General features: G+C 46.5%; 3 protein-coding genes. All 3 read right to left on the bottom strand.

Annotated elements, in window-relative coordinates:
- Positions 1-2: 2 nt before the first annotated feature.
- Genes MKZ07_RS29890 through MKZ07_RS29880 form a run of 3 tightly spaced genes read right to left on the bottom strand, consistent with a single transcriptional unit; the run spans position 3 to position 16230 of the window.
- Entirely contained in the window at positions 3-4709 is a 4707-nt protein-coding gene (locus tag MKZ07_RS29890; protein ID WP_341029127.1) for a beta-ketoacyl synthase N-terminal-like domain-containing protein, read from the bottom strand.
- A complete protein-coding gene (gene fabD, locus MKZ07_RS29885) occupies positions 4709-5977 on the bottom strand; it encodes an ACP S-malonyltransferase (RefSeq protein WP_036697191.1) in 1269 nt (422 codons plus the stop codon). Before fabD ends, MKZ07_RS29890 begins: the two co-directional genes overlap by 1 nt.
- The gene (locus tag MKZ07_RS29880; RefSeq protein WP_341029125.1) at positions 5974-16230 is read right to left on the bottom strand and encodes a non-ribosomal peptide synthetase/type I polyketide synthase; all 10257 of its coding nucleotides are present in this window, start codon (positions 16228-16230) and stop codon (positions 5974-5976) included. The genes fabD and MKZ07_RS29880 overlap by 4 nt, the downstream gene beginning before the upstream one ends.
- Positions 16231-16240: the final 10 nt, after the last annotated feature.

Below are 16240 nucleotides of genomic sequence, written 5' to 3'. Positions count from 1 at the left end.
TGTTATCCCTCCTTCATTTTTTTATTGGTTAAGCGTGAAGAAGATTCCTCGACCGTCAGTTCTCCCGTTGCTACCAGCTCAAGTATTTCGTCCAAATTTTTATTGAAATCTGTAATCGGAGCTGTAGCTGCAGAAGCAGCTTTACCAAGCTGTTCTCTTACATATCCCGCTTGTTTATGTATGGTCGTATAAGTGAAGAGATCTGCAATTTCCATTATCCCGGGATAGATTTTTTCATATTCCCTGAGCATTTGTGATGTCAGCAGAGAATTGCCTCCTATACTACTGAACTCATCGTCGGCCTCTACTTTGTCTAATTCAAGTGTACGAGCCCATATGCCCGCCACTTCCAAATCGAATTCGTCCGGTTCAGTGATACCCAACAGTGTAATTTGTGTCCTTTTTTGTGGCACTGTATTGTGAAGCATCTTTGGCTTTTGTTGTATATAACCATTCGTTTTGAATGTCCTTCCAGGCATAATAACAGGTGGAAGCTCCTGGCCTCTCCATACAATCCTATCGAATAGCGCCAAAGCCTCATCGGTGTTCAGAGGGGTAAATAGTTCGTCTTCATCTACAGCATTCATCCGCCAGGCTATACCGGTCTCACGCCACGCCGGCCATTGAAGACTTAAAGCAGGTAAACCCATCTGCCGTCTATATGCAGCCAGCGAATCCATAAACATATTAGCTGCTGTATAATCCGACTGGCCGGGATTAAGCAGCAGCGAGGAGATGCTTGAGAACTGTATAAAGATCTCCGGTTGATCCTCCAACGTTACAAGATGCAGATTCAAAGCGCCATTAGCCTTCGGGGCATATACCTCGCGGAAGGTTTCTTCCGTTTTTTGAAATAAGAACCCTGATCCTGCCCGGCCAGCCAGATGAATAACACCCTGAATCGGTCCGTGGTCACTACGAAGCTCCGACATGAGAGCAGCAACTGCTTCAAAGTCTTCGATTCTAACTGAGCGGACCTCCAATACCTCTAACACCCGTTCCAACTCCAGCCATTGCTTCAGTCGCATAACCAGTTCAGCATCCATTGAGCTCTCAACTAAATGCTCCCAGGAATCCCTTGCTGGAATAGTACGATAACCTAATAAAGCCATTCGCTTTACCCCGCGCCGGGCCAAAAGTCCCGCTACCTCCATTCCAAGACTGCCCGTTCCTCCACTAAGAACAAACATTCCTGAATGCACTGGCACTGGAAGTGCAGCTTGCGTTGGCACAGCACAGTCTTCTACGACTGGCTCATAGGCCTGCCCTTTTCTGTAAGCCAAAAATGTCGGTCTGCCAACATCCGCAAATTCATCCAACATAACATCGCTAGAAGTCTCTTCGTCCTGATCGATACAGCGTAAGTTCATTGTCTCAAACTCAAGAGCGCCTACACGCCACAGGCCCCCCAAAGCCGCCTGCCCCGGATGTAGATCTGTTTCGTCATCGCCCACAGACCAGCCCCTATGGGTAAGGGCAATCACACCTGCTTGAGTCTTGAGTCTGGCGGTTGACCATGCCTTTAAGAAAGCGGCCCCCTGATATACAGCCTCATCAACCTCCCCCCAACTCTCAAGCTGGCTGCTGAGAGCTCCTGGAGTGTCCCATACAAAAATCGCCTGAGACAGCCATTCATTAGATAACAACTTTAACGGCTGCTCCCAATCACCGGAATCCGAGGTAATCTCAATTACGCGGTGTCCTCTCTCTTTCAGAGCCTGCAACAACCGCTCGTAGGTTCTGGAGATTCTTCCTGCCAGTACTACCGTTCCAGAAGGTAATTGCTTCGGCATAGGCAAGGGATAAGGACGGTAAACCTCTCTACGTCCATAGTTATTAGCCCCCTTCGTTCCAGAGAACGCTTCAGAAGCAGACTTTATACAATAATTACGGATCTCAACGACCAGACTGCCTTGGGCATCATACAGGTTAATATCGAAACGGTGAACAGGGTCTCCCTTTACTCCATGGATCTTACGTAAATGCGTGAAAAAACGGGCCGGAAGACGTCGGTGTACAACTAACTTGCCGTAGGACAATGGTAGATAGAGTTCTCCTTCTCCCATCATATTGTTAGCCGCATTCACTGCGTTATCCATTAAAGCGGGATGCAGAGTATAGGCGGCTTCATCCCCCATATATTCAGCAGGCAAAGAAAGTTCGATTAAAAATTCCTCCGCAGAATCATCAATCATACCGCTCACAAAAGAATGAACCCAACGCCCCCCAAGCTCTAATCCTCTAGCCAAGTCTTCACTTGAGTCCATCGCAACGGACCGGTTCATTCGTGCCCTTATCGCTTCTAAATCAACCTTAGAATGAATGTCCGGCTGTATAACGTCTTCGTTATACCAGAACCCTTCAGCATGCTGTACCCATTCACCATCAGACGAAAGACTGGCAAACCGGAGGTGCGTACGACCACCGTCATCCTCTGCAAGAAGATGCAGCTCTTTAGAGGATTCGTGATCCACCATGAACGGCTGTTCAAAGCGGATATCCTTAAAATACAAAGACATGTCTTGCCCGTTATGTCTCCCCGCATAATCCATCATCATTTCAACAAGAGCCGTTCCGGGTAGTAGATATGTACCTTGGATTTTATGTTCAGCCAGCTCCCAATGAGTCTCAGGCCCGAGAATGCTTTTGATTAATGTGTGTCCAATGGTATGCACCAATGACGTACCTAATAAAGGATGGAGCGGGTTCAAGCTGGTATCAGTTCCATCCTGAGAAGGTTCCGGCCAGCAACGTATATGTTGAAACGGATAGGTTGGCAGCGGGATGCGCCGGGCTTCCAAATCGATAGTAAGCTGGCTCCAAGGAAGCTCTCCCCCTGCGATATAGAGCTGTGCCCATTTGAGCAGAACTTCTTTTGTCGGCCTGTGTTGACTACCCTCAATCATAGTCATCGCCTCATGGCTCATACGCTCCTGTTCCATCTCCGTTATATCTGTAGAACGGCGCCGATTCATTCCATCTGCAATGAGGCGGTGCTCCCCATAGAACAAGCATGTGTCAGACAACATCTCCGGTCCGTTGTTCGCATACCGTTCCAGCAATGAACATAATTGGTCACGGGTCTCGAAAACAACAACCAACCGCAGATTATGATGCAGACGTCCCCGCGAAGCAGTCATAACTACATCAGCCAAGTCTACAGTAGACTCCGCTATACGGTTACTGTAAGCTGCGGCTAATTGTTTTAACGCCATCTCATTTTTGGCACTCAAAGGTAGCAGGAGCGGGCCTGGTTCCGTAGAACGTGAGCGCTGCTGTAGAACCGGAGCAGACTCCATTATCAGATGGCAATTGGTTCCACTAAGCCCAAAGCTGTTGATTCCTGCGCGTACAGCCTTATCTTGATCCCCTGGCCAGGATACAGTCTGATTATTTACATATACAGGAGACTGCACAAAAGGAATACTACGGTTGGGTATAGCAAAGTTTAAGCTGGCTGGAAGCACTCTTTGCTGCATGGCCAACACTATCTTCGCTACTCCCCCAAGACCTGCAGCATTGTCTAAATGTCCTATGTTTGTTTTCAAAGAACCGATCGCACAGAATTGCTTCTTGTTCGTAAAATGCTTGAAAGCGCGCTGAATGCCGCTGACCTCAATGGGATCTCCGAGGCGGGTGGCCGTCCCATGAGCCTCAATGTAGCTGATGCTCTCAGCGGAGACACCCGCATCTCTCAAGGCCCGAACAATTAACATTTCCTGAGCCTCAGAGTTAGGAGCGGTAATTCCATTAGAAGCACCATCTTGATTAGCGGCTCCTCCCAGAATTACAGCTCGGATAGTGTCTCCGTCTCTTACCGCTGCTTCCAGTGACTTCAATACAAAGGCAAAGGAACCCTCAGCTGCCGTAGTACCTGCACAAGCATTATCAAAGGTGCGGGTATGTCCATCCTGAGCAAATGTATCTTGAATATCTTTTATGCCTACTCTGCTCTCCTTACTTTCTAACAAAGGAACAAGGTCACATTTGACAGCACCGGCAATAGCCATGTAGCATTCCCTTGATTGAATGGAGCGGCAAGCTAAGTACATGGCCATTAACCCCGAGGAACAGGCCGTATCGACCAATAAAGCAGGGCCTCTAAGATCTAAATGGTATGCCAACCTGCTTGCTATAATCGATTTAATATTCCCGGCTACCGCAACTTCAGACGCATCCGGGTCTAGTGACGTCAACATATGCCGGTAAGCTTCACCAAAGTCTGATGAGAATCCTACATAGATTCCAGTATCCGATCCCTGTATTTCCTTTCCCCCGTACCCTGAATCCTCTAATGCTTTCCATGCCGTTTCCAGGAAAATTTTCTGGTTAGGATCCATATACTTTGCCTCTTGCTGGGATATACCAAAAAAAAGAGGGTCAAAACCGGTTAAATCTGTTAAAAAAGTTCCCTTAACATATGCGTTTTCAGGAAGAGGGGACTCCAGGCCTCTTGTTTTTGTATAGTTATCCAAGTCTCGGCGTCTTTGTTCCGAGAGAGATTTAAGCCCCTCCCGCTCATTCACTAATAGTTCCCAAAATAACTCCAGATTTTCCGCTTCACCCACTTTACCGTCCATACCGATAATGGCAATTGCCCGGGAAAGGGGGCGCAAATTCTCGGAATGTATCACAAGCTCAGTGTCAGACGAGCTATCCGATATATCATTAAGATCAATATCATCAAGACTGAAAATCGGTGTTACCATCAACAGCCCTCCTTAGCCGTTGTCAAGTACTCTGGAAAATCCCGGTCAGTTTCCGATGCCTTTAATAACAAACTAAATCTTGTAAACTGTTCCTCTGGAGGAATGCCCTTAGTCATAAAAATTTGACGCAATAGAGCTAATGCTTCCTGCATTTCTTCGTGGTTTGGAGTACGCCCTTCTTTTGCAGCCTTGTCGTACAGGTTTTGGATATTTTTGTAAGGCTCCACAACACCTTTATGATAAGCCGCCTCATCCCAATTTGTATTACGTGTGCTTACCGCTGCACCCAGGCAAAGTCCCACCAGGTTTGGCAGTCGCTCTTTATTCTGAAGAATTGCCGCAAGCTGTGTTCTACTAGCTTCATTGTCTGCTTCATCATCGTAGGCATAGAATTTACTATCAGGAAATGTTTGTAATCCAATTTTTTTGAGAACATCCTTTGGTCCCATCTCCAGCCACAGCGCTATGCGCTCTTCGGATAATCGGTCAAGCACCGTGGTCCAGCGTACTGGTCCAGTCAATTGAGCTGCAAGAATAGACTTAATATCATCATCTTTCGTATACAGCCGGCCCTCAAGTCCATTCATAACAGGAATTGACATATCCCCAAACTTCATAGGCTCCATAGCAGCAACCATTCTCTCAACCGCACTTGACATAAAGGTACTATGGAATGCGCCGCTTACATTCAGCGGATGTACCTTCCCTCCTATGGCAACCAGACGTTCTCCTGCGGATTGTAGCCCTTCAGCACTTCCCGACAATACTGTCTGCAACGGGGTATTGTAGTTAGCGATCTGGACACTATATCCTTCAGCTTGTAATTTTGCCACTATCACTTCAACTTGGGACGCTTCAACATTAGTTACTGCTGACATTCCTGTCTTAATGCCTGTAGAGCATGCAGCCATAGCCTCTCCCCGAATTCGCGCCAGCCTGACAGCATCTTCAAAATCCAACACACCAGATGCCGTCAGCGCAGACAACTCACCGAGACTGTGACCAGCCAAAAAAGAAGGCTGAAACCCTTCCTTTTGAGCCACTTCAAACATAGCCACACTAAGAACAAGAATCGCAGGTTGAGTGTTTTCAGTCTGTGTTAATGTAGCGGAAGGTCCGTTGAAACACAACTCAGACAGATCAAAGCCCAATATTTCCGAGGCTTTCGAGAATCGTTGGCGCACCGATTCATGGCGCACGAATAATGTTTTACCCATACCCACATATTGAGATGCTTGCCCAGGAAACATTGCAACTATTTGGCTCATGAAGTATCTCCTTTTGATTTAGTTTTGTTAATCACTATATTCAGCATCTTTATTAATCGGTTCAGGTGGTTCCGTATAATTGCCGCCTTTAGGCGTCCATTATAATAAATAGCGAGCTTGATTTCTTCGTCCGCTCCTTCAAGTGCAAGCACGAAATCCAGGTCATTCAGCACACGATGCCAATCAAGTCCATGGTCTGTGATGAATCCCACTCGCACCCCGTTCTCTGCAGTGATTAATGGGCTTATCGTCTGTAAGAGTCGATAATCACTAAATGACTGAACAGCAGAAGACCATTCACTGAGCATCTGTCCAATATCCGAGCGTCTTCCAAAATCAAAATCAATGAAACCTGCTCTTTCCGAATCTGCTATTAACCAGATAGGTATTGTTTCTTGCCCTAATTCCTTGTGCAGGTATACAGCAAATAGAGACATTATGATTTCTGAGATGCTGATCTTATTATTCTCTGTCCCCATTTCTCTTAAAGTCCGAACCATTCCCGGGGTCAGAGTCGCTGCAAAACGCCCTTCATTCCCGGAAGAATGGTTGAACCAAGAATCTGCAAGGGTTAGTACACCTTCTTGTCTTGTAGACGCACTAGAAATGGAACTATGAATATAATGTCTCAACCGTGCAATCGTAGGATTCGCAAACAAGTCCGCTACCGAGACAACACCCGGGAAGATCTTTTCTAACTCAGCCTGCACCAGCACAAGGCTAAATGAGTTTCCACCCACATCAAAGAAGTTATCGTGGATCCCAATATCGCGCTCACCCACGAATGTTCTCCATATATTCAGCAGAGTAGTGTCCAATTGATATAGAGGTTCTTCGATGTTTTCATTACGAACAGTAACAATAACGGGTGCTGCAGGCAGAGCCTTCCGGTCTATCTTTCCATTCGGAGTCTGCGGAATGACAGACAGCTCTGATAACCTTGCAGGCACCATATATTCAGGGAGACGGTCTGCAATCCATTCCATAAGCCCATCCTTGACTATCTCCATTCCGGGTTTCGTTTGAAAGTACGCGGCTAATACACTGTTACCTGGGCCCAGCTCCTGTACCGCCACAACAGCATTGGCGATAGCAGGATGTTGTTTAATAACCTCCTCTACTTCACCAAGTTCGATACGATAACCGCGAATCTTGACTTGATCGTCATTGCGACCGACAAATTCTAGTTCTGACCCCTTCCATATTGCTCGATCTCCCGTGTGATACATTCTTCCTTCATAAAAGGGATTCTCGGTGAAACGTTCTGCAGTTAGCTTAGGATTATTGATATATCCTCTAGCCACTCCTGTTCCTGCAATCCAGAGGTCACCCTCTACTCCTTCAGGAACCAATTGTCTATAGGCATCCAGCAAATAGATTTGTGTATTTTGTATAGGAACACCTATGTTAATCTCTTGAGCAGAGGTCAGCTCTTTGCATGTGGACCATATGCATGTCTCTGTTGGTCCGTAAACATTGAATATCCTCAACGATTCGAACTGCTGGAGCATTGGCAGCACCTTCTTCGGAAAGGCTTCACCTCCAACGATGAGGGTCTGAATGGAACCCATAACCTCTTTCATCACTTGCGGGTCCGTCAGAATTAACTGCAACCGTGTAGGCGTCATTTGTAAAATGTCCACCTGTCCCTCACGTACAAGTCGTGCTATAGACTGGGGATCAGCTGTCTCACGTTCATCCGCCAGAACCACGCATCCCCCTTGAGACAGACAGAGGAATGTTTCTAGCAGAAATATGTCAAAACTAATGGTAGTCAAACAAGCTGTCCGGCTTCCCCGCGTCCAATTCAATGCCTTAGCCATACCACAGAGGAAGTTAGCCAAAGAACCATGTTCGATCTGCACGCCCTTTGGTCTGCCTGTTGAACCGGATGTGAATATTAAGTAAGCCAAATCTTCAGTGCTGCTCTGATTCTCAAAGGTACATTCCGTCTTATATTCCATTACATCAGCCGGATCTAAGGTAGGTATAGAGAAATGGGAGCGGCCTTCATAGGAAGCTTCGCATATTACCAGGCTCGTTCTGCTGTTATCTAACATGTAATGCAAGCTTTCATCTGGATATGACAAGTCCAATGGCAGCCATGCCGCCCCCACCTTAAGAATTGCAAGCATCGCTGCCAGCATTTCTGGTGTTCGAGGCAACAATATGCCCACTATATCTTCTTTGCCTATACCAATATCCGCCATTCTTGCAGCCAAAGCTCCTGCGCGGACATCAAGCTCCGAATATGTCCATTCTCTCTGCCGAAACCAGACTGCAGGCTTATCACTCTGTTCCTTAACTACTTCAGCCATGATCCTGTCAGTCATTGCTCCTGTCTGCTTGACCTCGGGCCCCATTCCTTTGCTTGTTAGTTCTTCCTCTTCATCTTCTCCTAGAAGTCGTATTTCATCTAATGACTGGGAAGGATTAAGAATCATTTCGTGTAAATAGCTCTTAAATTGTATGATCCATTCGTCAATTCTCGATTGACTAAATAAAGGAACAGCATAATTAATACTGGAGAAGAGTTGACCGTCCCGCTCGATCATCTCTAGCGTCAGATCAAAAGTAGCATGTTCCGTTGGAACTTCTTCCGGCACGCCTTGAATTCCACCAAGTTCCACAATTCTCTGCTGGCCATTCTCATAAATAAACATGACATCAAATAGTGGATTTCGCCCCAAATCCCGCGGTACATTTAAATCTTCCAATAACCTATCTAATGGATATTCCGGATTTCCATAAGCCTCCAGGCATCTTTCCTTAACGGACGCCAGAAACTCTTCAAATGATAGCGTTGGCTCCGGCTGTAGCCGTAATACCAGCGTCTGCGCAAACATACCGACTATGCCATCAAGATCATTGTTGTTTCTCCGGTTCCATGGAATGCCGATACAGAAGTCCGACTGAACTGCAATCCGTCCTAAAAATGCTGCCCAAGCTGCCAAAAATAACATGAAAGGAGTGGTTTGATACTTCCGAGCCAGTACCTTCACATTAGATAGCATTTCAGACTCTATAGTGAAAAATCTGCTTGCTCCCTTGAATGTATTAATTGCCGGTCTTAATTCATCATTCGGCAAGTTAAGCCCAGCAGGCAGGGGACTCAGTTGTTTTAGCCACCAGTCCCTTTGCCGGGAAGCCTCAGGACTTGCTAGAAATACTTTCTCTGCTTGTACATAATCCTGATAAGTGAAAAAAGATTGTTGTGGAATAGCACCTCTGGAAACTTGCTCCAAATCTTGCAGAATGATATCTATAGAAGCGCCATCCACAATTAGATGATGAAAGCAAAATACGAGCTTATAACAGCCATCATGATCTACCAATAGTCCCCACCGCCATAGAGGAGCTTGAGTAAGATCAAATGGGCGCTTCCATAGTACTTCAAACCGCTCCAAGCTGTCGCCATTCCGTAAATCGGCATGTATACATTCAGGTTCTATGGTTTCGGCAATAACATGGATTACCTCTGAATTCTTGACATGGAATGAACTTCGCAACATCAAATGATTGTCGGATAGGGATTTAAAAGCTTTCTTTAATTCAGGAATATTAGGAATTCCATCCATGGCGAGCAAGCCGCGTACTTGATAGGCTTCGTTGCCGCCTTTGAACCTAGACATGATGTAAACCCTGCGCTCCTCAGAAGACAATCCAAACTGAATCGGGCTGGATTTAGACATCTCATTCGGATCAATGGGGTCTTTGGGATCTTCTACCGCTCTGAAACAAAAGCCTCCGGCTCTCAGTGTCTCCACACTGTACCGCAATGCCTCCAGAATCTTACTTGAATCCTCATTGGTATGAGCTGCTGAGAAAAAGCAGGTATGCCTCTCCCACACATACACACCTGCTTCCATCATCAGACGGAAGAACAGATTAATTTCTAATGACAATACACTCATATCTGTAGAGACCCCTGTAACAAACCGGTACATCGAACCAAACTGTAAGGTTGTAAGGGGCACACCCGCTTCAGCAAAATAAGCATTAGAACGCTCAACAAAGCAGCGGGTGCGTTCATTAATCTCGTCAATCAGAGCTGTTCCATTGTCTCTCAAGCGCTCCAACACTACTTTGGAAGCAGCCATTGTCAGAGGATGCTTACAGAAGGTGCCTGCGAAGAAGGTTGTCTCAGCTGACGGTCCTGACTCATCGCCATACGACCAGTTACCGCCATCCACTGCATCCAGATACAGTGCTTTGCCTGCCACTATACCAATCGGCATGCCGCCGCCAATCAGCTTGCCATAAGTAACGATATCCGCCTGAATCCCGAAATACGCCTGTGCTCCGCCCGTATGAATACGGAAGCCTGTCACCATCTCATCAAAAATCAAAGCGATGCCATACTCTGAACAAATAGCCCTTAGATGATGTAAATATTCCCTTGGTTGAAGCCCTGGATTCCGGCTTTGGACAGGCTCTACCAATACGGCTGCCAACTCCGACCCATGTTTGCGGATAGCCGCAAGGGATTCCTCGCTACCATATCGCAGTACTACCGTATCCTCCACCATAGACTGCGGTATGCCTGAGGTCATAGGCTGGCTATAACCGCCATCAGCTTCTGCCAAAACACCATCAAAGCTTCCATGGAAAGAGTTGGTAAATTTAGCTATCATGCTTCTTCCACTGACCGATCGCGCCAATCGCAAAGCGACCATAACGGCTTCAGTACCTGTATTACAGTAAGCCACACGTTCCACATCAGTAAGCTCACGGATCAGCATGGTTACCTCCCCAACCAATTGCGATTGAGGTCCAAGCTCGAAGCCCTTATCCAGCTGATTACGAATTGCCTCAATAATAAACTCAGGCTTATGTCCAAAAAATGATACTCCATAGCCCATTGCAGTATCCAGATATTCATTTCCATCTACATCCCAGAACTTGGAGCCTTGGGACTCTGCCGAAACCAATGGATAGACTAATTCTTTAATGCTGCGGCTAAAGTTAAGACTTACGATCCAATCAGCCAGCGTTTCTCTATACTCAGAGGCATATGCTTTAGATTTCCGGGTGCGCGAGTTCCATCGAATGATGAATTTGTTCAAGAATTCTTGCTGACGCGGTGTTAGTGAATCCTCCGTGAGCTTGATGCCCCTGGAGCTAGTGATACTAACAGGCGGCGAGCTTGAAGCATTTTTTTTCTTATCTGGTACAACAACACCATTCAACAGGCGCAACTGTTCTTCCATAATGGTTAGCTGACGGTTAATAATCTGTTGCACATCATCAGAATTACTATTACTTTCTACTTTCACCGGAACCTGATAAGCAGGTACTGCTACCGTGTGATTTTTTAAGATATAGTTCGCCAGTAGTTCAACAGTATGTAATTCTGCAAAGAAGGTTTTTATAGGAATATCCACTCCGAAACTTTTTCTGATATTCTTCCCTAGCTGCACTAACATCAGAGAGTCCAACCCTAGAGTAAACAGGTTGAGGGAACCAGAGATCTCAGCGGCAGCAGCACCAGTCACCTGTGAAATCATTTCTTTAAGCTGCTTCTGAATTCCACTGGTGTCTACATCCCAAGCAGGCGTTGCCTCAAGAGTCGCTGCAACCTCACTTCTGATCGATTCAGATTGCAATATATTTCCGGGCAAAGCAGCAATTCTGTTATCGGAATACCACACTCTCTGACGCTCGTAGGGGGTATGCGGTAAATTGCCAATGCGAGCAGCATGTCCACCATAGAGAGCCTTCCAATTAATAGGGTACCCTAGCTGCCACAATTGCCCCATACACTCATGCATCTGTTTCCATGCTAATCGATTTTTACGCAAACTTGGCAGTACTAGAATATCCGGATTACTAATATTCTGAGCAACCAACCCACTTAGGGTAGCGGTTGATCCGATTTCTAAGAACAAACTCCCCCCTGCCGCTACCGCAGTGGTTATCGCTTCTGAGAAGAGCACAGGCTCTACTAGATGGTCTCCCCAGTAAGCCGCATTCATAATTGTATCTTCTGAAACGAAGGTACCGGTACAGGCGGATATCAAGCGCCGGGATGGAGCATGAAACTTCAGATTTGCCAGCATCATCTCCATCTTCCTTGCGTCGTCACGCATAAGTACGGAATGAAATGGATGTGATACCTCTAGCTCTTCAATGAAAATCCGTTTCTTTTTAGCACGCTGTATCAGATTATCCATACTGGCTGTTCCACCAGATACGGTGATATTCTCAGGGGCATTTACAGCGGCTATTGATACATCATCATAACCGGCTATAAGCTCCCTTACCTTGACTTCATCGGCAAGTACACCGATCATCCGGCCTTGGACCGGAGTTCCATCCATAATCTTAGCGCGGGTAGCCACCATATACACAGCATCCTCTAGACTCATCACGCCTGCTATGCAAGCCGCAGCATATTCCCCAATGCTGTGCCCAATTAGTAGATCTGGAATAATGGAAAGAGATTCCCAATAATGCACCAACGCTATTTCTATCGAGAAAATTAGGGGTTGGGCATACAAAGGGCGCTGCAATGCATCATTTGAGTGACCATACACTAAATCGACAAGGGACACATTGATCTGAGACTGGAATGCTGCATCCAATTCATCAAGCTTGTCCTTGAATACGGGAGCCTGCTGGTACAATTCACAAGCCATGTCATGATATTGTGAACCTTGGCCTGTAAATAGGAACACTATCATTCCCGGTTGTTCAGTTGCTTTCACTCCCACAGGCATCTGTAGTTCCGCCAAGGCTTCCAGGCGTGCGGCAAGCGTATCCATGTTATCGACACTGAGGGCAAGCCGGTGGGTTAGAGTTGCTCTGCCTATACTCAACGTACGACAAAGCTCTGTAATCCCCACACTAGGTTTGCGGCACCACTCAGCCAGAGCTCTCACATACTCACGCAGGGCCGGCTCAGTCCTGGCCGAAACCGTAAATAGATTTGATGGCTCCGAGAGCCCTACATCTGAACTTGTTAACTCACTTGGTACGTTCTCCACCACAATATGTGCATTAGTACCATTGATCCCCAATGAACTGATGCCCGCCCGTCTCAATCCGTCCCGGGCTTCCCACTCCTGTACCTCATTCACAATGGTAAAAGGTATCTCGTTCCATTTAATCAACGGGTTCCCTTTATTAAAGTGCAAGTTAGCCGGAATCTGCTTATAATGCATGGATAATAAAATTTTGCAAAGCCCGGCTAATCCTGAGGCCGTCTCCAAGTGACCTATATTAGATTTAACGCTTCCTATATAAAGAGGACGCTCCCTCCCACCGAATACATCTACCAGCGCATTCATCTCTTGGGGATCTCCTAGCTTGGTGGCCGAACCGTGTGCTTCCAAATAATCAATATCATCCGGCTTGAGTTCAGCATCAGCTAAGGCCTGACGAATAACCTGTTGTTGTGCCAGCCCGCTGGGTACCGTAAAGCCTCCACTCTGACCGTTATGGTTGACTGCAGCGCCTTTAATAACTCCCCAAATATGATCTCCATCTTTACAGGCATCCTCCAGACGTTTGAGAACAAGCACGACTCCGCCCTCACTCCGGATATAGCCATCCGCCGATTCATCAAAACTACGGCATCTGCCCGAAGGCGATAAGGCTTCCATTCTAGAGAAGCTGGCATGCCCTTCAGCTCGCAAAATCAGGTTGACGCCTGCGACCAATGCGGCATCACAAGTATTAGCCCTAAGCTGTAACATGGCCTGTTGCACTGCTACAAGTGAAGAAGAACAAGCAGTGTCAATGGCCATACAAGGCCCTTGAAGACCAAAGACGTAAGAGAGACGGCCGGCTGCACTACTGAGCATTGCTCCCGTAAAAGTGTATGGTCCAGGTGCATGCCCCAGATCCCGGCCAACCTGTAAATAATCGCTACCGGCAATACCAACGAAAACGCCGGTATTGCTGCCCTTAAGAGACTTGGGATTCCACCCGGCCTCCTCCAGCGCCTCCCAAGTCAGTTCCAGAAGAAGCCGGTGCTGAGGGTCAAGTGCCTCAGCTTCTAACGGAGAAATCCCGAAGAAGAGCGGATCGAATGCATCAATATTATCAAGAAAGCCACCCATGCGCGTAGTTAGATCCGCTTGGGCCTGTGGATCTTTCTCCCAACGCCATTCCGGGATTTCTTGTACAGGGTCTATTCCTTCGCTTAGCAGACTCCAAAAACGCTCCGGTGAATCCACTCCTCCAGGAAAACGACATCCTATACCTACTACTGCAATGTTCCCGCCTTCAGCGGATGCAGGACGTTCAGTTTCGCCGGATTCCTTAAGATCCTCCTGTTGCGATAATAGCTTTGTCAAAGCGCTAATGCTTGGATAGTCCAGAACTGCTGTACTCGATATAGCAACACCCAAACGCTTCTCCAAGTTTTCTTGAAGTATCATTAGCTTGACCGAACTCAGTCCAAGATCTACCAAACCAGCATGCATATCTATACCGCTGCGTCCCAATAGATTCTCTACTTCTTCTCTTACCACCGTTAACATTTCTTCTTTATGTAAGGGCGAGGGGGCTTGTGAAATATCAGCTGAAGCTCTTTTTGGATGTACCCAATTTGAATTATCCATGTTCCCAGCGAATTTCCCATCAAGAAAGTCTCGAATTAACTTATGACGCTGTACTTTTCCGCTCGTTGTTTTCGGGATTTTTTTGACGGGCAATACGTAGTCTACTTTCAGCCCTAACCCATCCAATACTTGCTTGCGAACAAATTCTATAATAGGCAGAAACTCTTCGCTGCTCTTTTTAAAATATACAAATATCACTAAATCCTCTGTGCCTGATTCAGGATTAGGTACACCGCAAACAATATATTGATTTAGCTTATCTTCTCCCATACCGCGCAGTATGGCCTGTTCGATATCATGAGGGAAGTAATTTATTCCGCCGATAATAAGCATTTCCTTCAATCGGCCCACCATAATCAAACGTCCATTGTGCAGGAATCCTAAATCCTGTGTGTCAAGCCACCCCTCTTCGCTGAGAACTGCACGGGTAGCTTCAGCGTTCTTGTAGTATCCTGAAGTAACGCACAATCCTCTAACTTCGATATGTCCTACAGTGTCTTCCCCCAATGTCCTTCGCATATCATCAGTAATTCGGATCTCGCTGTGCTCACAAGGCAAGCCGCAATCTACAAATTGCAATGCTTCTTGTGCCGTATGCTCAACAAATCGGACAGGCTGGCCCGATGCCAATTGCGTCCGGTCAACCGTATACGTTAATATCCCTTCTTCCGGCGGAACAACCGTTACAATGAGCGTAGATTCAGCTAATCCGTAGCCGGGCTTAATCGACACAGGGGGCAAGCCCCAGTCCCCTAGCTCTTTTGTGAATTCTTCACATAACGAAGTCGATATAAGTTCAGCCGCATTAAAGATAATTTTCACGCAGCTCAAGTCCCATTGCTCCGCTTGTGCAGTATCTCGCTTGAACCGTTTAAGGAAATGTCTGAAGCCAAAGTTGGGAGATCCCAGGATTGTAGCTCTATATTTGTTGACTGCAGAGAACCAGCACATCGGATTCCAAACAAAGGTATTCGTGGGTATACGGTATTGCTGCAAGCCAGCAACGATCGGAGTCAGATGGAAACAGATCATTCCGAAATCATGTGAAATGGGCTTCCAGCTCAAAAAGGAATCCGTATCCTGCACGTTGTTACTTGAAATAATGTCATAAATGTTGTGCATGAGGTTCTCATGCGTAAGTAACACACCCTTGGGATCTCCGGTAGATCCTGAAGAAAACTGAATAAAGGCGATGTCTTTGCAATGAATTACGGGGAAATAAGGTTCCCGTCCAGCGCACTCAATCTGCTCCGGGTAAAAAAGATGAGAGGACATCCCTTCATAAACTGACAACAGATTTTCCTCATCAGAGAAGGATTTCAGCTTATTAAACAGAGTATCATTGTCGGTGGTAATCCATGGCTGCTCCAAGATGCCCCACACTGTAAATAGCTTAAGCATCTCATCCTTATTCTCAGGAAAAGCAAGAGGTACCGGCACAATCCCCCCTAAAAGACAGGCCCAAAATGCTGCCACAAAAGCGCGTGGTGATTTGTACAATAACAACATCTCATCGCCAATGTTCACTCCAACTGACTGATAAGCTGACAGGAAATTACCTGCCTCATTTAAAAGCTCTGAATAGGAGAAAAAATCGTCATCTAATGCGTTGTTAAGAAAGTGTATCCCAACATCATCTCGAGCATGATCTCGAAGTGCCTCGACCAAGTTATTATATGTACACATTTTGACCTCC

Source organism: Paenibacillus sp. FSL P4-0338 (assembly GCF_038002365.1).
GTDB lineage: Bacteria > Bacillota > Bacilli > Paenibacillales > Paenibacillaceae > Paenibacillus_AQ.
This window is presented reverse-complemented; position numbering and strand designations above follow the sequence as displayed.

Excerpts from the sequence above, each read along its gene's own strand:
- MKZ07_RS29890 (WP_341029127.1), bottom strand. The coding sequence starts at position 4,709 with ATGGTAACACCGATTTTCAGTCTTGATGATATTGATCTTAATGATATA.
- fabD (WP_036697191.1), bottom strand. The coding sequence starts at position 5,977 with ATGAGCCAAATAGTTGCAATGTTTCCTGGGCAAGCATCTCAATATGTG.
- MKZ07_RS29880 (WP_341029125.1), bottom strand. The coding sequence starts at position 16,230 with ATGTGTACATATAATAACTTGGTCGAGGCACTTCGAGATCATGCTCGA.